Genomic DNA, 22,741 nt, shown 5'->3' with positions numbered 1-22,741 from the left:
CCCGGCCGCCCATGCGGCTGAAGCCCGACCGGCACGTGAGGTCGTATAGACAGCGAAGCCGGCGGATAAGCCGGCCGCACATCCCGAGGGAGGGGACACCCGTGGTCAATCTGAGCGCCTTCATCCGGTTCCACGCGCTGCGCACGCCGGACCGGCTGGCGCTGGTCTATGGCGACCAGCGCATCAGCTACGCCGACTTCCTCGACCGCATCGGGCGCATGGCCGCCTTCCTCCACCGGCGCGGCGTGCGCGAGGGCGACGTGGTGGCGGTGGTGATGAAGAACAGCGCCGCCTTCCTGGAGATCGCCTTCGCCGCCAGCCATCTCGGCGCGGTGTTCCTGCCGATCAACTACCGGCTGGCCGCCCCCGAGGTCGCCTTCATCACCGGCAACGCCGGGGCGGTGCTGGTCTTCGCCGACACCGAGCTGGCCGCGGCGGTGAAGGACGACCCGCGCGCCGTTCTGGTCGACGCGGCGGCGCAGGCGGACGGGCGGGCGCTGGCGGGGACCGAGGGACCGGTCCCGCCGATGCGGGTGCGCGGGACCCAGGACCTGTTCCGGCTGATGTACACGTCGGGCACCACCGACCACCCCAAGGGGGTCATGCATTCCTACGAGAACTTCTATTGGAAATGCATGGACCATGTGACGGCGCTGGGGCTGACGGCGGAGGACCGGCTGCTGGCGGTCGGGCCGCTGTACCATGTCGGCGCCTTCGACCTGCCGGGCCTCGCGGTGCTGTGGCTGGGCGGAACGATCTGCCTGCTGCGCGACTTCGATCCCGACACGGCGCTCGCCGCCATCGAGCGCGAGCAACTGACCGGCGCCTGGTTCGCCCCGGTGATGGTCGGGCGCATCCTGTCCCATCCGGAGCGCGGGTGCTACGACGTCTCCAGCCTGAAATGGGCGATCGGCGGCGGCGAGCGCACGCCGGAACAGCGCATCCGCGACTTCACCGGCCTGTTCGCCAACGCCCGCTACATCGACGGCTACGGCCTGACGGAGAGCTGTTCGGGCGACACGCTGATGGAGGCCGGGCGCGAGATCGAGAAGATCGGCTCGACGGGCCGGGCGCTCGCCCATGTGGAGATCGACATCCGCGACGATGCCGGCACCTCCCTGCCCGCCGGGGACATCGGCGAGATCTGCCTGCGCGGGCCGAAGGTCACCAAGGGTTACTGGAAGGACCCGGAAAAGACGGCGCGCAGCTTCTACGGCGACTGGTTCCGCACCGGCGACGTCGGCTATCTCGACGCCGACGGCTTCCTGTTCCTGACCGACCGCAAGAAGGACATGATCATCAGCGGCGGCGAGAACATCGCCTCCTCGGAGATCGAACGGGTCGTCTTCCTGCTGCCCCAGGTCGTCGAGGTCGCCGTCATCGCCGTCCCCGACGAGCGCTGGGGCGAGGTGCCGGCGGCGGTCGTGGTGCTGAAGGAAGGCGAGAGCCTCGACGCCGAGACGCTGGAGCAGCACTGCCGCCGGCACCTCGCCGGTTTCAAGATCCCCAAGCGCCTGCTGCTGCGCGAGGCGCTGCCGCGCAACCCGTCCGGCAAGGTGCTGAAGCGCGTGCTGCGCGACGAACTGGCCCCCGCCCATTCGGAGGACACCCCTTGACCGCTCCCGACCTGACCGCTCCCGACACCCTGGCGACGGCCATCGCCCGCTTCGTCGCCGGCCTGACCCTGGACAGCCTGCCGCCCGACGTGGTGGAGAAGGCGCGGGTCTGTCTGCTGAACGGTTACGGAATCGCGCTCGGCGGCCACGGCACCCCCTACGCCCCGGTGGCGCGGGCGGCGGCGCTGGCCCTGCATGGGGAACATTCCGGCGGCGTCACCATGCTAGGGGATGGGCGGCGGACCAGCGTCCCCGGCGCTGCACTCGCCGGTTCCGCGCTGTTCCATGGCCGGGCGCAGGAGGACACCTGCGGCGCCGCCCACATCGGCGCCGTGCTGATCCCGCTGCTGACCGCGCTGGTCGAGGCCGGGGACGGCCCGGTGGAACGGCTGCTGCCGGCCCTGGTCGCCGGTTACGAGGCGGGCGGGCTGCTGGAGAACGCCTTCTCGCCGCTGACCACACCCGCCGGCCTGCGCGCCTCGCCGCTCTACGGCACGCTGGCCGCCGCCGCCGGGGCGGCCTACCTGCTCGGCCTGCCGGAGGAGCGCATCGCGGCAGCGCTCGCCAACGCCGCGTCCTTCACCGGCGGCATCCTGCAATCCTTCGACGACGGCACCGACGAGTGGCGCTATCAGGTCGGCGTCGCCGCGGTGAACGGCCTGACGGCGGCGCGGCTGGCGGCGGCGGGCTCCGTCTCCGCCTCCCGCGCCTTCGAAGGCCGCACCGGCTTCGTCCGCGCCTTCGCCCGCACCGGCTGCGATGCCGCAGAGCTGGCGGCGCGGCTGGGCCGAGACTGGTCGATCCACCGCGTCACCTTCAAGCCCTACCCGGTCTGCGCCTTCAACCAGACCCCGGTCACCGCGGCGCTCGCCCTGCGCGAGGAGGTGGCGGGGCGGGCCATTCGCTCGGTGACCGTGCGCATGAACCCGTTCGAAACCGGCTACGCCGGCATGGATTCGAAGGGACCCTTCGCCAGCATCTCCGGCACACTGATGAGCATCCCCTTCTGCATCGCGCTGACCCTGCTGCGCGGCGTGCCGACCATGGAGACGATGACCCGCTACGACGACGACGCGGTCAACGCCCTGGTCGAACGGGTCGCTCTCGTCCCCGACGAGGGCGTGCGGCGGCTGTGCTGCGCCATCGAGGTGGTGTTGGAGGACGGCACGGCGCTGACCCGCCGCCAGGACATGACGACCGACGACTTCTCCCTGCCCTGGGAGGCGGTGAGCGCGCTGGTCCGCCGCATCGGCGACGAAACCGGGGTGCCCGCCGATGCCTACGACCGGATCGAGCGCTTCGCCCGCGCCCTGCCCGGCGCGGCAATCGACGACGTGCTGGAGGCGTTCGGGCGGCTTCCCGATCACCCGCATCAGGCGTCGGTTTCTCTCGTCAAAGGCGTGGGGAACGGCTAAATCCGGGACGGAGAGGGAGATTGCAGGCGATGGTGGCGATGGGGCGAACGGCGGGAAAGAAGACGCGGGTGCAGCGGTCGGAGGAAGTCCGCGACGCCCTGTTCCAGGCCGCTGCCGAGGTGGTGGGGGAATATGGCTACATCGACGCGTCGATCACCCGCATCACCCAGCGGGCGAACCTGGCGCAGGGCACCTTCTACAACTACTTCGCCTCGCGGCAGGAAATCTTCGACGAGCTGCTTCCGGTGCTGGGCGCCAAGATGCTGGCCCACATCCGCCAGCAGGCCAGCGGCGCCAGGACCTTTCTGGAAAAGGAGGAACAGTCGTTCCGCGCCTTCTTCTCCTTCCTCAAGCGCATGCCCTACTTCCTGCGCATCCTCAACGAGGCGGAGATTTTCGCACCCAAGGCCCACCGCCAGCACTTCCACAACATCACCGGCGGCTACATGCGCTTCCTGCGGAACGCCCGCAAGAACGGCGAGATCGCCAACCTCGGCGACGAGGCGCTGGAGCCGCTGGTTTACATGCTGATCGCCACGCGGGGCTATCTCGCCTTGCGCTACACCGACGAGAACGGTGTCGTCAATCTGCCGGAAGAGGCCGTTCAGATGTACCTCCAGCTTCTCGCCAAGGGCCTTCTCAGCAAAGAGCCGGAGGTCCGGTAGGGGATGCGCCGCAACGGAACCGGCTGTCGGGCAGCCGGGCCAACGTCTCGGTCTCCCACGATTTCCCCGGCGGGAGGGCCTGGGCCAGGAGCATGGCGTCACGCTCTCCCGCCTCGCCCAAATCGATCAGATCGGGCAGCCGGGCGCCGATGGCCGTGCCGCGGCTGGGGCCAAGGAGGTCGGCCGCCCGCTGATTCAGAAAGGCGACCGTCAGGCTGTCCGGAAACACCAACAGGATCGGCAGCGGCGATGCTCAGCCACTCCGGCGCCGGGGCGGGGAGCATCCGCAGCAAAAAGAAGACGCCAACCAGGATGTTGCCCCACGCCCAGCCCCGCGGGCCGGGCACCGAGGTGTTGAGCTTGTAGAGAAGCGTGGCCACCAGAGCGGACAGGAAGATCATCCCTCCGGTCATGGCGAAAAGTGTGTTGCCGTCCAGATGCATGGGCCCGCCCCTCCACCGCCTGCCGTGCTGCCCGCCACGCCCTATCGAAACTGGGCAGCATCGGGATTGCGCCGCATCGGGACGCTCCGTGCGCTCGGGCACGGCGCTCCCGGGCGGTTGTTGCCCCGCGCCTCGCTTTGATTCCTATTGCCCCTTCCGCGAGCGATGCCGTAGAGACGGTATCGTCTTTCCTCTGCACTTTCTTCCACAAGGTGCTGGTCGCGTAAAGGACGGTTATGAATCCCGATGACGTTTCGGTTTTCCTCCTGGAAGACGACGAAGATTTCCGGGACGCACTCGCCGATTGTCTCGACGGGGCCGGCTTTCAGGTCCGTGCTTTTGCGGATGCGCTCAGTTTCTACAAGGGTTCTTTGTCCCTGCGACCGGACGTTGCGGTGATCGACATCAACCTGCCGGACGAAAGCGGGCTGGAGGTGCTGGGCCACGTCACCGCGCTGGGCGTCGGGGCCATCCTGCTGACCGCGCGCGGCACCACCAGCGACCGGGTGGCGGGGTACGAGGCGGGGGCCGACATCTATTTCGTCAAGCCCGTGGACACGCACGAGCTGATCGCGGCGATCCGCGGGCTGGCCGCCAAGGGCCGTCGCCGCCGGGAAGCCGTCGGAAGGAGCGCGGAAACCACGGCGCCCGAGAGCGCCGCCACACCGGTCTGGCTGCTGAAGCAGCGCTCGCACCTGCTGGTCGGTCCGGACCTGCAGGTCGTCCGTCTCGCCGACCAGCAAACCAGGCTCCTGGCCGCGCTCGGGCACAATCCGGAATTCAGCGACCGGCAGATCCTGGACTCCGCGATCCGCCGCCTGCGCCGCACCGTCGAGGTTTCCGCCGGCATTCCTCTCGCCGTGACCACCATCCCGCGGGTGGGGTACGCGTTGCGCGACGGCATCGTCCTCGACCCGAACTGAGCGCTCCCCTCCCTCCTCCAGCGATGGACCAGACCATGCCGGCGAACCACACGGCCGACTCGAAGACCGGCATCCCCGTCCCATCGATGGATGAACGACGCGCGGATGAGCGATGGGCGGCTGGACGATGGGCGCTGTCCCTGGTCCGCCGTCACCGGCGCGCCATCGTCCAGGCGCCCGACCGCGCCGCCGGCTACATGAATCTGGGCGAGGGGCTGCGCACGCTCGGCCAGGACGGCGCGGCGGCGGCGGTCAACGCCCGGGCCCTGACGCTGCGCCCGGATTATCCCCAGGCGCTCTGCGCGCGGTCGGTCCTCTTCGCCGGACAGCGCCGTCCGCGGGCGGCCCTGCGTCTGGCCTTGCGGGCGCTGGCGGTGGACCCGGCCTTTCCTGCCGGCTGGGACTGTCTCGCCCGGCTGGCCGGCACCGAATCGCTCGACGAGGTCCGGCTGCGGGCGATGCTCCGCTCCGTCCGGCTGACCCCGGCCCGCCCGGAGGCGCTGGTCGCCTTCGGCACGTCCCTGACGGACGGGGACCGGGTGCGCGGCGATGCGCGGGCTCGGGAGGAGGGAGTCGGCATTCTGCAGCGCGCCCTGGCGCTCGATCCGGCGTCCCCGGAGGCGATCGGCGCGCTGTCCGGCGCCGCCTTCCGCCTCAGCCGTTTTCCGGAGGTGCTGCGCCTGATCCGGCGGCTGCACCGGATCGATCCGCAGAGCGCCAACGCCTACGCCATGCGCAGCGTGGTCGCCACCATGCTGGGCGACTTCGACGCGGCGATCGCCCATGGCCGTTGCGCCGTGCTTCTGGCGCCGGGGGAGGCCACGCCCTGGATCAATCTGGCGCTCGGCCTGCACGCGCTGCAGCACCCGGAGATCGCCGCCCATTACAACCGGCGTGCCGCGCGGCTGGACCCGGGCGGGGCGGTGGGCCGCTTCAATCTGTCGCTGAACCTGCTGGCGATGGGCGATCTGGCGCGCGGCTGGCGGCTCTACGAGGCGCGCTGGCGCATGGGCGGCGCCAGGACGCCGGATCACGCTCCGCTCTGGGACGGCACCGACCCGGCCGGCCGCCGCATCCTGCTGACCGCGGAGCAGGGACAGGGGGACACGCTGCACTTCATCCGCTACGCCCCGCTGCTGGCGGCGCGCGGCGCGCGGGTGGAGGCGCAGGTGCAGCCGTCGCTGGTCCGTCTGGTCTCCCTGATGCCCGGCGTGTCCGCGGTCCACCGGTCAGACGAACCGCCACCGCCCTGCGATGCCGTGGTCCCGCTGTTGAGCCTGCCGCGTCTGTTCGGGACGACGCTGGACACCATCCCGGCCACCCCCTATCTGCGCGCGGCGCCGGCTGACGAGGCGCGCTGGCGGGAGCGCCTGGCGGGAGAACACCGGACCAAAGGACACCGGGCCGGACAGCGCCGACTGAAGGTCGGGCTGGTCTGGGCCGGGGATTCGCACGCCGCGCACCTCAGCGCCAACGCGGTGGACGGGCGGCGCAGCTTGCCGCTGGCGGCGCTCGCTCCGCTGGCCTCCGTGCCGGGAATCGCCTGGATCAGCCTCCAGAAAGGCGCTCCGGCGGCCCAGGCCGGGACGCCGCCGCCCGGCATGGACCTGATCGACTGGATGGACGAGGTCACGGACTTCGCCGACACCGCCGCCCTCATCACGCAGTTCGATCTCGTCATCTCGGTCGACACGTCGGTGTGCCATCTCGTCGGCGGTCTGGGCAAACCGGTCTGGATGCTGTCGCGCTTCGACGCCTGCTGGCGCTGGCTGATCGGCCGCGACGACACGCCCTGGTACCCGACCATGCGCCTGTTCCGTCAGGAACGCCCCGGCGATTGGGAGGCGGTTATCGCCCGGCTCGCCACCCGCCTCCGCATCGTGGCGGATCACCGGCTTCCCGGCGCGCCCGCCGTTTGAGGGCATGGGCCGGCGGAGCCGCCGAGCCGGTCAGAAACCGGTCAGATCCGCGTCACCTTTTGTCCATGTGATTGGTGCGGCTTCTTCACTATCGTCCAAAATCGCCACTTTTGGTGTGCGCCATGCAGCCGAAAGTCGTGAATTTGGCCTAATTATCTACAAATATCAGAGAATAAGTGAAATGAAGCCGGCTTTTTTAAAGCACCCATACCGCAGTCCGTCCAGATTTACTTTGAAACCCGCACTCTTGTTGCGCCGAAAACCGGCGGCATAAGCGGAACGGACCCGTTCCCAGCGCCAAACCACTCCAGACTTTGAACACGGACCGGGGCCTCCGCCGCTCGGAGAGCCCTCGCACATCTTCCGAAACGTGGGCACGGCAACCGCCCCCAGCTACGTGCTGGCCGGCACCAATCCCTTCGGCCTTACGAACATTGGCGGCGAAGTCCGGCCGGTCTTCGCGGACATCGACGGCGACCTCGACGTCGTGATCGGGAACAGCGGCAGCATGGTCGTCTACCTGCAGGCGTCGCCGCCACCAACGGCAGCTGGAGCGTCAACCTCGCCACGGCGACGCCGACCTCCGGCACGCTGAGCCTCAACGCCAACGGGACCACCGCCGTCTCGGCCACCGCCACCGACGTGGCGGGCAACGTCTCCGCGCCGGGCACCCAAACGCTGACCATCGACACCACCCTGCCCGACGCCCCGACCGTCACCACCGCGCTCACCAACAGCACCACCCCCACCCTCACCGGCACCGCCGAGGCCAACGCCACGGTCACCGTCACGGTGAGCGGCGCCACCTACACCACCACCGCCTCGGGGACCGGCGCCTGGAGCCTCAATCTCGCCACCGCCACCCCGACCGCCGGCTCGCTCAGCCTCGACCCCAACGGCGCCAACCCCGTCGCGGCCACCGCCACCGACGCCGCCGGCAACGACGTGCTGCACGGCGGGGCCGGCAACGACGTGCTGTTCGCCGACGGCGGAGCGGACACGCTGTGGGGCGGCGAGGGCGCGGACGTCTTCGCCTTCGGGCGCAACTCCGGCGGGTCGGTGGTGATGGACTTCGAGGTGGGGGTGGACCGTCTGGCCTTCTACGAGGCCGGCATCGAGCTTGGCGCGGTGATCCGCTCGGCGCGGGTGGAGGGCGGCAACACCACGCTCGACGTCGGCGGGGGCAACCGCATCACCATCCTCGGCCAGACCGGCAACGTCGCCGCCTGGTTCGGCTGAGCGGCGGTCCGACACCGTGGAGGTTTTTCGTAGTCGGGCGACCCAGTGGTGAAAGGCAGCTCATCAAGGTCGTGCCCGCGGCGGCAGTCGGATTTTCCCTCGCGTTGGCACCTCTCGCAGTGACATAATTGAGCAATGCATGCAATGATCACTTACGCTTTCGGCCTTTGCCGCCGTTATCTTCCGATGCAACGCCGATCCCCGCCCATGCCCGGCAGCTTTCCGCGGAGTTTCGCAGCCCGAAGCATGAGGTCCGCCGAGCGCCTTCTCCTTCACGGTCTCCCGCCTCGGCGAGCACCGACGCGGGTTTGGGCGGCGAGGCGTCAGGTTCCTTCCTGTCTTTGGTCTCCAGAGGGCGGCTGTCACGGCTCGCCCCCTCCGCTCTGGAAACGAGCCGCGTCCAGTCCCGATGCCCGCGCCGAACGCGCAGGAATCCGGCCGAGGCCTTGCGAAAGAGCACTCTCCGGCATCCAGTGGGATGCGATTTCAGCGGGATCAGCGCGCCAACACGCTACTGGCCGACGAGGTAGCTGACCGCCTTCATTTCGCTCACGTTGCGGAAAGCCTCAATACGCTCCGCCGCTTTCCGGCTGGAGGCGAGCAGATGCGCCGACAGGCGGGCCATCGCGAGCTGAGGATCACGCTGGAGGACCGCATCCACGATCTCCAGATGTTCACCCATGAAGGCGTCGATACCCGCCAAGCCCCGGATCGCCTGCTGAATATGCTTGCCCGCCACCAGCACGCAGTGGGTGCGCCTCAGGCCCTCCATGATTTCGACGTTGCGCGTCCAGCCGAGGAGATCGATGTGAAGGTCCTTCTCCAGTTCGTCCAGTCGCGCGCCTTCGATTTCCGGAAAGTCCTTGCCTGCGGCGAGGATGCGGGACCGCAGCCCCTCCACGAACTCGGTGGGGGCCTCGTCCACGGCGGTCCGCAGCGCCGCGGGTTCGAGCAGCCCGCGGACCTCATAAAGGTCCCGGAAGCGCCGCTCGTCCAGTGGATTGACGAACCACCTGGACTTCTCGTCCCGGCTGACGATGCCCATTTCGGCGCCGCGGTTCAGGATGTCTCCCGCCACCGTCCGGCTTACGCGGTAGTGGCGGGAAAGGGCCAGTTCGTTGATGTGCGCGGTTCCGTAGACCGCATGCAGAATCACCGTTTTCTCGAAGTCGTAGTAGAACTTCTCCCAGGCGAAGGTTTTCGGGTACTCGCGCCCCTCCGGGCTGAGATTGAGCATTTCGGGCGTGAGCCTGACCCGGAGCGGCTCTCCCTCCGTGCCCGCCAGCAGGCCACGACCGCTGAAACGCCGGACGAGCCCTTCGGCCTCCAGCGCGGCGAGCGCCTGCTTGACCGGGGTCCGGCTGGAATTGAACAGCGTCGCGATCGGCCCCTCCAAAAGGACCGCGCCTTCGGGCAGCGACTTCTCGAGCACGGCCTTTCTCAAAATGTCCGCGATCGCCTCCTTGGCGAGCGTTCTATGCGACATGCCCGACCCCTTCACGCGTCATGTAACCGCCCCTAGCTGCCAAGGCACGAACTCATTGTCACCATAGTCAAACGTCTCGCTCAAGCTCTTCTGTCCGGATGCGACGGCGATGATCAGCTCGAATATGCGCTCCCCGGCTTCGGAAATGCTGTCGCTCCCGTCGATGATGCCACCGCAGTTGAGGTCCATGTCCTCGCTCATTCTCTCGTAGAGCGCGTTGTTGGTCGCCACCTTGATGCACGGCGCAGGCTTGAATCCCGAGACGGATCCGCGACCGGTGGTGAAGACGATCATGTTGCACCCGCCTGCCACCTGGCCGGTCACCGCGACCGGGTCGTAGCCGGGCGTGTCCATGAAGACGAATCCCGGCGTGTCGATGATCTCGGCATATTCATAGACCGCCTGCAGAGGCATCGAACCGCCTTTCGCGACCGCGCCGAGAGATTTCTCGAGGATGGTGGTCAGCCCTCCCTCCTTGTTCCCATGGGAGGGATTGTTGTTCAGTTCGGCACCGTTCCTGGCCGTGTAGTCGCGCCACCAGTCGATGCGGTCCATGAGCTTTCCGGCAACCTCGGGCGTCGCGGCGCGGCGGGTGAGAAGGTGCTCGGCGCCGTAGATCTCGGGTGTTTCACCGAGCACCGCCGTGCCGCCGTGCTTGACGATCAGGTCGGAGGCGTAGCCGAGCGCAGGATTTGCGGTGATGCCCGAATAGCCGTCGGACCCGCCGCACTGCAGCGCCAGCTTCAGACCGGAGAGCGGCACGGTCTGGCGCTTGATGGCGTCGATCTCGTCCAGCATGCCATCGATGATCCGGATGCCTTCCTCGATCGTTTTGCGCGTCCCCCCGACCTGCTGGATCGTCATCGTGCGCAGCCGCGGCACGTCCTGCAGCTCGTACGCGTCGACGAGGTGGCTGATCTGGTTCGTCTCGCATCCGAGGCCGATGAGCAGTACGGCGGCGAAGTTCGGGTTGCGCGCATACCCGTTCAGGACCCGGCGCAGGTAGAGATAGCCTTCCGTATCCGTGGGAATCGCACAGCCCGTCCCGTGGGTCAGCGCCACCACGCCATCGATGTTGGTCCGCCCCCCGAAGCCGACAGCCTTGTAGTGGTTGGCGATGGCGCGCGACACGGTGGCGGAGCAGTTCACGGACGTGATGATGCCGATGTAGTTGCGCGTCCCAACGAGGCCGTTCTCGCGCACGTAGCCTTCAAAGGTCCTGCGGCGTTCGGCCGGCAGAAGCGGTGTCGGGCGCCCGTCGACCGCGAAATCATGGGAGACGTTGCTCTCCAGCATCGACACATTCGAGAGGTGGACGTGCTGTCCGGGCGCGATGGAGCGGGAGGCGACGCCGATCACCTGCCCGTACTTGATCACCGGCTCACCGGGAGCGATGGCTGCCGTCGCGACCTTGTGGCCGCTGGGAACGGGCTCCAGCGTGACGGTCTCGCCGAGATCGGTTCCGCTTTCGAGGCGACGGGTTGCCACGATGACGTTGTCCGCATCGTGCAGACGAATGGCGGCGCGTTGCTGGCTGGTGTCGCTCATCTGAAACCCATATTGCATATTGTGCGCAAAAATCATTTATGATAGCGCTCAGGAAGTCAAGAACGCTCTTTTGCGTCGCCAGCTTTTCGAGGAGGATGCGTCAGTATGAGTGCGAGAACATATTCGGGGCTGTATCCAGTCGCGCCGACGCCGTTTCACGAGGACGGCACGTTGGACCTTGAAGGACAGCGCCGCGTGCTCGACTGCATGATCGACCAGCAGGTCGACGGAATCTGCATCCTCGCCAACTATTCGGAACAGTTCCTGGTGTCGGACGGCGAGCGCAAGCAGCTGACCGAACTCTGCCTCGAACGGGTCGCCGGACGTGTTCCGGTGATGGTCACCTGCAGCCATTTCAGCACCCGGGTGGCTTCGGACCGCGCCCGCCATGCCGCGGAGCACGGCGCCGAGCTCATCATGGTCATGCCGCCCTATCACGGGGCGGGTTCCGTGGTGACGAAGATCGACGAGACCGCGATTTACGAGCATATCGCGCGCGTGGCCGAAGCCGCGGGCATCCCCGTCATGATCCAGGACGCGCCGATCAGCGGCATCACCCTTTCCATCGAGTTCCTAGCGCGGTTGGCCCGGACCCTGCCCCTCGTGCGCCACTTCAAGATCGAGGTGCCCGGCACCGCCTCCAAGCTGCGGAAGCTGATCGAGGCCGGAGGGGACACCATCGAAGGCCCCTTCGACGGGGAAGAAGCGATCACGATGATGGCCGACCTGGACGCCGGCGCGACCGGCGTGATGTCGAGCGCCCTGCTGCCCGACCTCCTGCGTCCGGTCTACGACAGGCATCGCCAAGGGAACCGTCAGGGCGCGATGGACGCTTACGAGAAGGTCCTGCCCCTCGTGAACTACGAGAACCGCCAGTGTGGCCTGCGCGCCGCCAAGACCGTCATGAAGGAAGGAGGCGTCATCGCATCCGACTCGGTCCGCCATCCCCTTGCGCAGATCGAGCCGCAAACGAAGGCGGGCCTGCTGGAACTCGCGCGCGCGGCGAATCCGTTGGCAATCCGGTGGGGCAGATAAGATGGCAGACAACAGCGAAGGCCGGATCATCACCGGCAGGACACGGGTCCTTGGCATCCTGGCCCATCCGACCGAACACGTGAAGGCCCCGCCGGCGATCAACAGGATCGCAGCAGAGCGCGGTCGCGACGCGGTCATGGTCCCGTTCAACGTCGCTCCCACCGACCTTCCGGCGGTGGTGAAGGCGCTGAGGAAGGTAAAGAGCCTCGATGGCTCGATCGTCACCGTGCCTCACAAGCAGTCGATCATGGCGTTCTGCGACGAGGTCACGCCGCAGGCCGCCGCGGTGGGCGCCGTCAACATCCTGCGGTTCGAGCCCGACGGCCGGCTGATCGGCGGCCAGCTCGACGGGATCGGATTCGTCGCGGGACTGCGCGCAGCGGCCGTCGATCCTTGGGGACGGCGGGTCTTCCTGGCCGGCGCAGGCGGCGCGGCAAGCGCCGTCGCCTTCGCGCTCGCGGAGGCGGGCGTCGCGCACATCACCCTGTCCAACCGCAGCAGGCCCAAGATCGAGGACCTGCGGGACCGTCTCCAGGCCTTCAGGCCCGGTCTGTCCGTTTCGCTTGGCTCCGGCGACGCGGGCGGCCATGACCTCGTCGTCAACGGTACGACGCTCGGCATGAAAACCGGAGATCCGCTGCCGATCGATCCCTCGACGCTCCACGCCGACATGGTCGTCGCCGAAGTCATCATGGAACCCGAAATGACCCCGCTGCTCATCGCGGCGCAGGAAGCGGGCTGCCGCGTCCATCTCGGCCGCCACATGCTCGATCACCAGCTTCAGCTCATGGCCGATTTCATGGGGCTTTGAGCGCACGCCCAGCCTATCGGACCGGATCGGTTTCATCCGGCCAATCAACAACCTCGGGAACTGTCATGAAAGAACTTGCGATCAACAACGGCCCCCGGGCGATTGAAGGCACGCTGCCAAGCTTCCGCGACGCGTCCGGCAGGACGTTCGGCGAGGAAGAGACGCGCCATCTGCGGGAGGTGATGGAAACAGGCCGGCTGTCTTTCCTGACCGGACCGAAGACGTCCGAGTTCGAGCGCCGCTGGGCGGAGATGTACGGAGTCGAGACCGCCGTGGCCGTGGCCAACGGAACCGCCGCGCTGCATGTCGCCGTCACCTATCTCAATCCCGATCCCGCCGACGAGATTATTCTGTCGCCGATCACCGACGTCGGTACGGTCATCCCGATCCTGTACCAGCTTGCCATCCCGGTCTTCGCCGACGTCGACCCGAAGACGCAGAACATCGATCCCGCCTCGATCGAGCGGAACATAACCCCGCGCACGAAAGCGATCATCGTCACCCACGTCTACGGCCACCCAGCCGACATGGACGCGATCATGGCGATTGCGCGCAAGCATGGCCTGTCCGTGATCGAGGACTGCGCACAGGCGCACCTCGCCTACTACAAGGATCGTCTCTGCGGAACGATCGGCGACGTCGGGTGCTTCAGCTTTCAGCAGTCGAAGCACATGACGACCGGCGACGGTGGCATGGTGATCACCAACGGTGACGGTCGCTTCGGACGCAATCTGCGCCACTGCTCCGACAAGGGTTGGCCGCGGGAGCGTGGCGGCCGCGACCACCTGTTCCTCGCGACCAACTACCACATGACCGAACTGCAGGCCGCCGTCGGCCTCGGCCAGTTGGGCAAGCTCAAGCGGTTCGTGGACGCGCGCATCACGTCGGCCGACCGCCTGACCGAACGTCTTGCCGGCGTCCCGGTCACGCCCGTGCTTCCGGCGGAGGGGACCGTCGGCGTCTATTTCTTCTACAGCTTCCGCGTCGATCCTGCGGCGCTGACGGTCTCTGTGCCGGAGATGATGAAGGCCCTGACCGCCGAAGGCATCGACGGGTTCATCGGCTATCCCGGGCCGATTCCGCTTTACCGCTATCCGCTCATCCGTGAGCACAGGACATTCGGCAACTCCGGCTGGCCGTTCACCCTCAAGGGCGCACGCAGGGACGATTTCGCATCCGAGCTGTGTCCGGAAGCGGAAGCGGCCTGCCGGGAGACGGTGTGCATGTGGTGGACCGACCGGTTCGAAGACCGCCATGTCGAGCAGATCGCGGCCGCGATCGAAAAAGTCATGACCGCTTACGACCGCGCCTGATCCCTGAGGATATGCCATGTTCAAGAACTGCATCGCCGGTGAGTGGGTTGGATCGGAGGGACGGGAGAACATCAGCCCGTCCGATACGGATGACGTCATCGGCGTGTTTGCGAAGGCAACGCGCGAGGACGTGCTTGACGCGATTTCGGCAGCCAAGGCCGCCTTCCCCGCATGGTCCCGCTCGGGGCCGCTCGTCCGCCACGCCGTCCTGCGCAAGGCGGCGGACGAAATATTGGCACGCAAGGACGAGCTGGGCGCCCTGCTCGCCCGCGAAGAAGGCAAGACGCTGCCGGAAGCCGTCGGCGAGGTCGTGAGGGCGTCGCAGATATTCGACTTCTTCGCGGGCGAGGCGCTCAGGCTCGCAGGCGAAACCGTTCCCTCCGTCCGCCCGGGGATCGCCGTCGAAGTCACCCGCGAGCCTCTCGGCGTGATCGGCATCATAACGCCGTGGAACTTTCCGATCGCGATCCCGGCGTGGAAGATCGCCCCGGCGCTCTGCTATGGGAACACGGTCGTCTTCAAGCCGGCGGACCTGGTCCCGGCCAGTTCCTGGGCAATCGTCGACATCCTGCAACGCGCCGGCCTCCCGGCAGGCGTCCTCAACCTCGTCATGGGGCGCGGGTCGCTGGTCGGCCAGGCGATCATCGACAGTCCTGACATCGCCGCCATCACCTTCACGGGTTCGACCCCAACCGGAAAAAAGATCGCGGCGGCATCCGTCGAACACAACCGCCGCTTCCAGTTGGAAATGGGCGGCAAGAATCCGATGGTCGTGCTCGACGACGCCGACCTCGGGGTGGCCGTCGAAGCCGCGGTGAATTCCGCGTTCTTCTCGACCGGGCAGCGCTGCACCGCATCCTCACGCCTGATCGTCACCGAAGGCATCCACGACCGCTTCGTCGCGGCGATGTCCGAGCGACTGGCTTCTCTCGTCGTGGACAACGCGCTCAAGCCGGGAACCCACATCGGCCCCGTGGTCGACGAGGGGCAGTTCCAGCAGGATCTGGATTACATCGGGATCGGGCAGAGCGAAGGTGCCCGCCTGCACTTCGGCGGCAGGCGCCTGGAGCGGGAGACCAAAGGATATTACCTGGAGCCGGCTCTCTTCACCGAAGCGACCAACGACATGCGCATCTCCCGCGAGGAGATCTTCGGACCGGTGGCAGCGGTGATCCGGGTCAAGGATTACGACGAAGCGCTGTCCGTCGCCAACGACACGCCCTTCGGACTTTCGGCCGGCATCGCCACGCAGAGCCTCAAGCACGCGACACACTTCAAGCGAAACGCCGAGGCCGGCATGGTCATGGTGAATCTTCCCACCGCGGGAGTTGACTTCCACGTGCCGTTCGGCGGCAGGAAGGCCTCGTCCTTCGGTCCAAGGGAACAGGGCCGATACGCGGCAGAGTTTTTCACCACCGTCAAGACAGGCTACACTCTCGCCTAGGAGCCTGTTTGGAGAAGGCGGCCGGCATACATCATGCAGCGGGGTTTTGCGGTTTCTATTCTATATGGTGTGTTTGGCGGGACTTCGCAAACAGCTCCGGGAGCAGCGGAGAAACGGCGGAGGCCCCCAACAGCTTCCGCCACTTTGTAGGCAAAATGCATTATTTTTATGCACGCAAGACCCTTATCTAGCCGTGTAAGCTCGTCGATTTTCTGTAGCTCGATCGATAAAAAAGATTATTGCCGGCAAAACTCAAAATGATATGGTGTGTGTGACCGGCTGCCATCAGCCTGCGGCTTCAACAGCATAGAGGATCGAACACTTGATGGCCGCGACAATCGTTGATTTCAAAGGCGTAAGGAAAAGCTTCGGATCACTCGAAGTCCTCAAGGGCATCGACCTTCATCTGAACGCGGGCGAAGTGATGGCGCTGATCGGACGCAGCGGCTCGGGAAAGAGCACGGCGCTCCGGTGCGTGAATGGTCTCGAGCAGATCAACGCCGGCACGCTCACGGTCTGCGGACACGGCCTCCATGAACCCGAGGTGGATCTCCGTGCGCTGCGCCGTGAGGTCGGCATCGTCTTCCAGGGGTACAACCTCTTCCCCCACCTGACCGTCGCACAGAATGTGATGCTCGCCCCGCGCAAGGTGAAGAAGGTCGGCGCCGCCGAGGCGCGCGACCTCGCAGCGGAGGTGCTGTCGCAAGTCGGGCTTTCGGACAAGCTGGACTCCTATCCCAGCCAGCTCTCCGGCGGACAGCAGCAGCGCGTCGCGATCGCGAGGTCCCTCGCGATGCGGCCCCGCCTGATGCTCTTCGACGAGGTCACGTCGGCACTCGATCCCGAACTCACGGGCGAAGTGCTCAAGACCATCGAAAAGCTCGCCTCCGACGGAATGACCATGCTGCTGGTCACGCACGAGATGTCCTTCGCGAGTTCGGTCGCCTCCGAGATCGTCTTCATGCATTTGGGCAAAGTCTGGGAGCGCGGCCCCCGCGACCTCCTTTCCCGGGCCTCCACCCCCGAGCTGAGGCAGTTCATCGGAACCGGCCTCTAGCGCGGGCCGACCGACCCGCCCCTACCTGGCTCGGTCAACCGCGCCGCCGGCAAGAAACAGGCTCTTCCATGCAATCATTGCAATTCGGGTGGCTCTCGCAGAACATCGGCATGCTTCTCCACGGTGCGCTCGCCACCATCCTCCTGACCGTCGCGGCGTGTGCCGCCGGGAGCCTCATCGGCATCGCGGTCGGCCTGTGCAGGCAGCGCGGAAATCTTGCCCTGCGCACCGTGGGAGCGACGTACGTAGAAGCGATCCGGAACACTCCGCTTCTCGTGCAGGCCTTCATCGTCTATTTCGGCTTCTCGAGCGTAGGCTTCCGCCTCGACCCGCTTTCGGCGGCGCTCCTGGCCCTCGTGGTCAACTGCGGCGCCTATTCCGCCGAGATCTTCCGCGCCGGCTTCCAGTCCATCCAGCCCGCTCAGCACCAGGCGGCGGAAAGCCTGGCCCTCTCGAAGTTCCAGACATTCGTCCATGTGATCCTGCCGCAGGCGCTGAGGAACATCTGGGTGCCGCTCAGTGGCCAGTTCGTGCTGATCATGCTCGCTTCGAGCATCGTCTCCCAGATTTCGGCCGAGGAACTCACCGCATTCGCCAACCAGATCCAGTCCAGCACGTTCCGCAGCTTCGAGGTCTACATCGTTCTCGCCGTCATGTACCTGGCCCTGTCCATCGTGCTCAAGACCCTCCTCTCGCGCATGGCATACGTGCTTTTCCCCGAGCAGCGGGTCCTTCGCAGATCGCAGAGGCGCGCGCGCAGAGGAGTCCGATAATGCGGGAGTTTTCCTACAACGATCTCTTGTTCCTCCTCGACGCCACCCAGTACACGCTCTGGCTGTCGCTTGTCTCGCTCATCCTCGGCGGCGTGATCGGCATCGGCGTTTGCCTCATGCGGCTGAGCACCTCGCGGCCCGTGGCGGCCCTCGCCTCGGCGATCGTCGCCGTGGGTCAGGGAGTCCCTCCCCTGGTGCTCCTTTTCCTGGCCTACTTCGGCCTGTCCTTCGCGGGGGTCGTCGTCAGCCCCTTCATCGCCGCCTGTGTCGCGCTGAGCTACTTCGCGGCGGTCTATCTCGGCGAGATCTGGCGCAGCGCCATCCAGTCCATACCGACGGCGCAGTGGGAAGCGTCTGAATCCCTTTCGCTGTCGTGGGGCCAGCAGATGGTCTACGTGATCGTTCCCCAGGCCATACGTCTCGCGACGCCTTCAAGCGTGGGCTTCATCGTCCAACTCGTGAAGAACACGTCGCTGGCCTCGATTGTCGGATTGGTGGAACTGACCCGCGCCGGACAGCTGGTCAACAACGCGACCTTCCAGGCGTTCGAGGTCTTCCTGGCCGTCGCCGCGATCTACTTCTGCCTCTGCTATCCGCTGTCATTGCTGAGCCGCTACCTCGAGAAGAGGACGGCCTACTGATTCCACGCGCCGGAACGGCTGAACCAAACATCAAAACCAGAGGGAATGAACAATGAAACGCATGCTGCTGTCGCTCATGGTCGCCGCCACGACCCTCGCCGGAAGCGCCTCCCTGGCTGCAGCCCAGACGCTGGAAGCCATCCAGTCCCGCGGAAAGGTCCTTATTGCCGTAGACACCTCGGTTCCCCCCTACGGCATGCTCGACGCGAACATGCAACCGGAAGGCTACGACGTGGATATGGCGAAGCTGATCGCCAAGGACCTTGGCGTCAAGCTCGAGCTTGTGCCCGTAACCGGTCCGAACCGGATCGCCTTTCTGGAAAGCAAGCGGGCGGACATCGTCATCTCGACCTTCGGCGTCACGCCTGAGCGGGCCAAGACGGTGAACTTCACCATTCCTTACGGGGCCAACCAGATCTGGCTCTTCGGCGACAAGGGCCAGGCAGCCGCGTCGGCCGCGGACCTCTCGGGGAAGTCGGTGGCCGTAGTCCGCGGTTCGATCCAGGACAACACGGTGACCCGTGTGCTCCCGCAGGACACCGTGATCCGGCGGTACGAGGACGACGCCACGGCGGCGACGGCCCTGTTGAGCGGGCAGGTTTCCTTCATCGCGACCGGCACGCTGATCGGTGACAAGATCGTCAAGCGCGACGAGAAAAAGTACGAGCGCAAGCTCCTGCTCGGACTGAGCCCCTACTCGATCGGCATCCGCAAGGGCGACATGGAGTTCCTGCACATGATGAACACGTTCATCTACACCTACCGCCTCAGCGGCCAGTTGGACGAGATGAGCAAGAAGTGGATCGGGGCCGGCCTGGAAAACCTGCAGTCCTTCTGAAGAACCTTAGAACGCAGAATGCCAGGGGGTAAGGGCCGCATGGCCCTTGAGGTCTCCCGGCCCGCAGATCGGAAATGACGATGACGCAACGCTCCATCCTCGTTGGCCAGATTTGGCACGAAGGGCACTCGTTCAACCCCATCCGGACGCGCGAAGAGGACTTCATTGTCCTGCGTGGGCCGCAACTCCTCGACGAGGCCCGGGCGACATCCACGGCCTTGAGCGGCATCGTCAAGACCGCCGAAGCACTCGGGTACCGCTGCGTTCCCGCCATAAGCGCGCGGACAAGGCCGGGCGGGGCAATCGAGCAGGAGGCTTTCGAGCGCATCGCCGATCAATTCGTCGACGCCGCGAGGCAGGGAGGCTTCGACGCGATCTGCCTTGACCTTCACGGCGCGACGCTGGCCGAGAAGACCCTCGACTCCGAGGGCTATCTCCTGGGTCGGCTGCGCGACGCCGTCGGCCCTGACATGATGATTTCGGTCGCGCTTGACCTCCATGCCTACCTCACGCCCGAGATGGTCGAGCACGCGACCGTCATGACGAGTTTCCGGACCACGCCGCACGCGGACATCGAAGAGACGGGAGCACGTGCGATGCGCCTGCTCGACGGCTTGCTTGATACGGGCACGGCCCCGCGTGCCGTCTATTCCCTTATCCCCTTTCTTACGAGAGGCAACGACGAGACTTGGTCCGGTCCCCTCCTCGGGATCCACGCGGTCGCGGACGAATGGCGGTCGCGGCCAGATGTCACCGACCTCTCGATCTTCAACGTACACCCGTTCCTCGACGTTCCCGGCTACGGGCAGGCCGTCCTCGTCTATGACATGGGAGGCGGCAGCGCGGTCGCCGCCTGCAAGGACCTGAGCGAGCGGCTTTGGGACGCGCGCGACCAATTCCAGGAACAGCTCATGTCCGTGAACGAGGCGCTGACGATCGCGCAGACCTCCGGACAGCTTCTCGCCTTGGGCGACCAAGGCGACCGTGTCATGGGCGCAGGTCCCGGCGACTCTCCAGAGATCGCGCGGATCGCCCTCCGAGATTTTCCGGACCTGAAGGTCGCCGTTCCGGTCTACGACCCGCAGGCTGTGGCCCGTGCCCGGGAGGCCGGCGAGAACGCGGTCCTGCGGATGCCTGTCGGTGGTGGGTTCACCCATTCGGTCGATCCGCTCGAGGCGGATTGGACCGTCGCCCGGCTGTGCCGGGCCCGCTTCACCAACATCGGGCCGTACATGGCCGGAACGGAGGCCGACTTCGGGAACGCCGCAGTGCTGAAGAGTGGTGCGGTGACGGTGATCGTCACGGACTTGGCGCCCAACGTGCACGATCCCGCCTTCTACGAGGCGGTTGGCATTCCGCTGGCCGGTCAGCAGGTGGTCGTCGCAAGAGCCGCCAACCATTACAAGCTCTCATTCGCGGGCATCGCCCGGACGATAACGGTCGATACCCCGGGACTCACCGCGTTCAGGCCGCATCAATTCCCATTCAGCAAAGCCCGCCCATTCCATCCTCTCGACAGGATCGACTGGAGTTTCACGCCCCGGCTGTACGACGGCAGACGCCCGTCCCGCTATCCCGGGTGATTCACCGGAGCGGGAGCCGGAGTGGCGGGCGTGAAGTCATGTCGCTGAAGTCGTGTATGATTCTGGTGTCGAAGCAGTCTCACCACGGATCGACGGAGTTCACGCCCGTCATGGCCGGGAGCAGCGAGGTTCCGCTTGGCTTGTCACCGGTTGCCAGCAAGCCGCAGGGTCATCGCGTTTGGCCGAGGATGGATCGGGCAAAGTCGTCGGACCATCCTGGGCGTTTATGTTCGCGGTGGACGGTGCCGCCCCGACATGATCGGGATCACCACGTCCATTGACGACGGCATCCGGTTCGGCACCGACCCGGCGCACTCAATGGACGCGTGCCGGCACCTTCGGCAACCGGATCGCCCGCACAACGTGCAAGGCGAAATCACCGCCGCGTCGTGATCCCGGAATCATTGCGCGCCGCATGAATGCCGGCGAGTCTGCCGGACGTGAAGGCCCAGGCCAGATGATGGCCGTGCCCTTCCAGCAGCAGACCGCCCTGCCCGACCGACCCGACGGCGTAGAGGCCCGGAATCGCCTGCCCATCACCGCGCGTCACCTGATGGTGGCGGTTCACCGTCAGGCCGCCGTCGGTCAGGATGATCCAGCTTTTGACCGGTCCCAGCGCATGGAACGGCCCCTTGCCGATGGGAGGCCGCTCGCCGGGAGCGGCATTGTGCGCGCGGACCGCCTTGCCGAGTGCCGCAGCGGGCACCCCCATGGAAGCCGCCAGCTCCTCGATCGACCGGCCGCGATGGTAGAGGTCCGGCCGTGTCCGCTTGTAGTCCTGGAGGTAGGCGTAGGCGACGCCGGGGGCGGTCGAAATGAAGTGCGGCCATTTGCCGAACCGGCGCGCCACCTCGTCGTCGAAGACGATATAGCCCACCTTGTCGGGCTGTTCGGCCAGGGCGTAATTCGGGCGGTCCAGTTCGTCGGTGAAGCGCTCGCCGCGTTTGTTGACCAGGATCGCCCCCTCGCGGAACAGCGAGGGCTCAGGGCTGAGATAGGTGGTCACGAAGGACAGGATGAAGGGGCGCAGGCTCCAGGTCGGCAGCCTTTCCAGGGCCAGACGCATGGCGCCGGTCAGCAGCCGGTGCGGCGGCAGCCGCAGGAGGGCGCTGGGCTTGGCCGGCGGCATGAAGCGCAGGTTCGGGCCGTAGACGACCTCCCCGAACTTCACCTCGGCGCCGAGTTCCTCGCCGAACCGGTGTCCGTCGCCGACATTCGTCGTGTTCACGCCGTCCACCTCGGCGACCGCCGGGTTGAAGCGCCGCTTCCAGTCCGGGCTGGACGAGTAATCGCCGGTCGCCAGAACGACCGCGCGGCGGGCGCGCAATTCGTGCGGCCGCCCGTCGATCCGGGCCGCCACGCCGACCACGCGGCCATCCTCCACCAGCAGCCGCTCCACCGTCGCGTTGACCCGCGCGTCGACGCCGACGCGGCGCGCCTCGCGCGCCACGAAATAGATGTAGGCCCGTGAGTTGGGCAGCACGTTGTGCATGCGCGGCTGCCGGTGCGGCGGTTCCGGCATCGGACCGTAGAAGGTCACCCCCAGCGACATCAGCCATTCCACGCTGGCCGGAACATTCTCCACCAGGATGCGCCGCAGTTCCTCGTTGTCGGCCGCCGCCGCCCGCTCGCCGGCGAGCTTGACGGCGAATTTCCCCATATCCTCGAAATGGGCCTGCGGATCGTCGACGATGCCCGCCTGGCGCTGATGGGGGGTGCCGGTGGCGGTGATCGACCCGATCGACAGGCCGGTGCTGCCGCGCAGCTCCGTGTGCTTCTCCAGCAGAATGACCTGCGCGCCTTCCCGGCGGGCGAAAATGGCGGCGGTCAGGCCGGAGCCGCCGCCGCCCACCACCACGATGTCCGTCTCTTCGCGAACAACATCCGCGTTCATTTCGGTCCCTTTTTCCAGTGGGCAGGCCTCCGGCGCCGCGCCACGAGGAGCACGCCGGTCCGCCGCCTGTCGTTGTCTGATACCGGCGTCGTCAGTTC

The 22,741-nt window shown here is 66.6% G+C and carries 20 protein-coding genes; 16 read left to right on the top strand and 4 right to left on the bottom strand.

Features of this window, described 5'->3' with window-relative positions; all coding sequences use genetic code 11:
• Nucleotides 1-101: 101 nt before the first annotated feature.
• From ACWPN7_RS27700 to ACWPN7_RS27690, 3 genes are read left to right on the top strand one after another with little or no spacing between them, the layout of a single operon-like run.
• Nucleotides 102-1,616, top strand: coding sequence for an AMP-binding protein (locus ACWPN7_RS27700; protein WP_459196310.1), 1,515 nt, complete (start codon nt 102-104; stop codon nt 1,614-1,616).
• Nucleotides 1,613-3,031, top strand: a complete 1,419-nt coding sequence (locus ACWPN7_RS27695) for an MmgE/PrpD family protein (RefSeq protein ID WP_459196309.1) — start codon at nt 1,613-1,615, stop codon at nt 3,029-3,031. Before ACWPN7_RS27700 ends, ACWPN7_RS27695 begins: the two co-directional genes overlap by 4 nt.
• 29 nt (nt 3,032-3,060) lie before the next feature.
• Entirely contained in the window at nt 3,061-3,696 is a 636-nt protein-coding gene (locus ACWPN7_RS27690; protein WP_247891725.1) for a TetR/AcrR family transcriptional regulator, read from the top strand.
• 98 nt (nt 3,697-3,794) lie between these two features.
• Here the strand turns inward: ACWPN7_RS27690 and ACWPN7_RS27685 are convergent, their stop codons facing one another.
• Nucleotides 3,795-4,139, bottom strand: a complete 345-nt coding sequence (locus tag ACWPN7_RS27685) for a hypothetical protein (RefSeq protein ID WP_459196308.1) — start codon at nt 4,137-4,139, stop codon at nt 3,795-3,797.
• Nucleotides 4,140-4,375: 236 nt separating this feature from the next.
• Between ACWPN7_RS27685 and ACWPN7_RS27680 the strand changes: the two genes are divergently transcribed.
• The 3 genes from ACWPN7_RS27680 to ACWPN7_RS27670 all read left to right on the top strand — a co-directional run bounded on the left by ACWPN7_RS27680 (nt 4,376) and on the right by ACWPN7_RS27670 (nt 8,220).
• On the top strand, nt 4,376-5,062 hold the full coding sequence (locus tag ACWPN7_RS27680; protein WP_456529288.1) for a response regulator transcription factor: 687 nt from the start codon (nt 4,376-4,378) through the stop codon (nt 5,060-5,062).
• Between the two features lie 35 nt (nt 5,063-5,097).
• The gene (locus ACWPN7_RS27675) at nt 5,098-6,981 is read left to right on the top strand and encodes a tetratricopeptide repeat protein (protein WP_459196307.1); all 1,884 of its coding nucleotides are present in this window, start codon (nt 5,098-5,100) and stop codon (nt 6,979-6,981) included.
• Nucleotides 6,982-7,623: 642 nt separating this feature from the next.
• Nucleotides 7,624-8,220 (top strand): Ig-like domain-containing protein, encoded by a 597-nt coding sequence (locus ACWPN7_RS27670; RefSeq protein WP_456529286.1) that lies wholly within the window; start codon nt 7,624-7,626, stop codon nt 8,218-8,220.
• 511 nt (nt 8,221-8,731) lie between these two features.
• On the opposite strand, the gene ACWPN7_RS27665 is transcribed toward ACWPN7_RS27670, so the two are convergent.
• Together ACWPN7_RS27665 and ACWPN7_RS27660 are read right to left on the bottom strand one after the other, a co-directional pair.
• Nucleotides 8,732-9,706 carry a GntR family transcriptional regulator gene (locus ACWPN7_RS27665; RefSeq protein WP_349619138.1) on the bottom strand — a complete coding sequence of 325 codons (975 nt, stop codon included), beginning with the start codon at nt 9,704-9,706 and terminating at the stop codon, nt 8,732-8,734.
• Between the two features lie 18 nt (nt 9,707-9,724).
• Nucleotides 9,725-11,254 carry a UxaA family hydrolase gene (locus tag ACWPN7_RS27660; protein WP_349619139.1) on the bottom strand — a complete coding sequence of 510 codons (1,530 nt, stop codon included), beginning with the start codon at nt 11,252-11,254 and terminating at the stop codon, nt 9,725-9,727.
• A gap of 105 nt (nt 11,255-11,359) precedes the next feature.
• On the opposite strand from ACWPN7_RS27660, the gene ACWPN7_RS27655 reads away from it, so the two are divergent.
• The 10 genes from ACWPN7_RS27655 (at nt 11,360) to ACWPN7_RS27610 (ending at nt 21,142) form a co-directional block, all read left to right on the top strand.
• Nucleotides 11,360-12,289 (top strand): dihydrodipicolinate synthase family protein, encoded by a 930-nt coding sequence (locus tag ACWPN7_RS27655; RefSeq protein WP_459196306.1) that lies wholly within the window; start codon nt 11,360-11,362, stop codon nt 12,287-12,289.
• Between the two features lies 1 nt (nt 12,290).
• Nucleotides 12,291-13,100: a shikimate dehydrogenase family protein gene (locus tag ACWPN7_RS27650; protein ID WP_459196305.1), complete on the top strand. Its 810-nt coding sequence runs from the start codon at nt 12,291-12,293 to the stop codon at nt 13,098-13,100.
• A 65-nt stretch (nt 13,101-13,165) separates the two neighbouring features.
• Nucleotides 13,166-14,413 carry a DegT/DnrJ/EryC1/StrS family aminotransferase gene (locus tag ACWPN7_RS27645; RefSeq protein WP_451996686.1) on the top strand — a complete coding sequence of 416 codons (1,248 nt, stop codon included), beginning with the start codon at nt 13,166-13,168 and terminating at the stop codon, nt 14,411-14,413.
• 16 nt (nt 14,414-14,429) lie between these two features.
• Nucleotides 14,430-15,857, top strand: coding sequence for an aldehyde dehydrogenase family protein (locus ACWPN7_RS27640; RefSeq protein WP_459196304.1), 1,428 nt, complete (start codon nt 14,430-14,432; stop codon nt 15,855-15,857).
• 325 nt (nt 15,858-16,182) lie between these two features.
• Complete coding sequence (locus tag ACWPN7_RS27635) at nt 16,183-16,914, top strand: amino acid ABC transporter ATP-binding protein (protein ID WP_149167975.1); 732 nt, start codon at nt 16,183-16,185, stop codon at nt 16,912-16,914.
• Nucleotides 16,915-16,982: 68 nt separating this feature from the next.
• Nucleotides 16,983-17,687 carry an amino acid ABC transporter permease gene (locus ACWPN7_RS27630; protein WP_349619143.1) on the top strand — a complete coding sequence of 235 codons (705 nt, stop codon included), beginning with the start codon at nt 16,983-16,985 and terminating at the stop codon, nt 17,685-17,687.
• On the top strand, nt 17,687-18,328 hold the full coding sequence (locus tag ACWPN7_RS27625; RefSeq protein ID WP_459196303.1) for an amino acid ABC transporter permease: 642 nt from the start codon (nt 17,687-17,689) through the stop codon (nt 18,326-18,328). The genes ACWPN7_RS27630 and ACWPN7_RS27625 overlap by 1 nt, the downstream gene beginning before the upstream one ends.
• Before the next feature lie 52 nt (nt 18,329-18,380).
• On the top strand, nt 18,381-19,166 hold the full coding sequence (locus ACWPN7_RS27620) for a transporter substrate-binding domain-containing protein (RefSeq protein WP_137106848.1): 786 nt from the start codon (nt 18,381-18,383) through the stop codon (nt 19,164-19,166).
• An 80-nt stretch (nt 19,167-19,246) separates the two neighbouring features.
• Nucleotides 19,247-20,749: a M81 family metallopeptidase gene (locus tag ACWPN7_RS27615; protein ID WP_459196302.1), complete on the top strand. Its 1,503-nt coding sequence runs from the start codon at nt 19,247-19,249 to the stop codon at nt 20,747-20,749.
• A 255-nt stretch (nt 20,750-21,004) separates the two neighbouring features.
• Nucleotides 21,005-21,142 carry a hypothetical protein gene (locus ACWPN7_RS27610; protein WP_160174875.1) on the top strand — a complete coding sequence of 46 codons (138 nt, stop codon included), beginning with the start codon at nt 21,005-21,007 and terminating at the stop codon, nt 21,140-21,142.
• Here the strand turns inward: ACWPN7_RS27610 and ACWPN7_RS27605 are convergent.
• Entirely contained in the window at nt 21,126-22,643 is a 1,518-nt protein-coding gene (locus ACWPN7_RS27605) for an FAD-dependent oxidoreductase (protein WP_103039314.1), read from the bottom strand. The genes ACWPN7_RS27610 and ACWPN7_RS27605 overlap by 17 nt on opposite strands.
• Nucleotides 22,644-22,741 lie beyond the last annotated feature (98 nt).

Source organism: Azospirillum sp. UENF 312511 (assembly GCF_058780635.1).
This window is presented reverse-complemented; position numbering and strand designations above follow the sequence as displayed.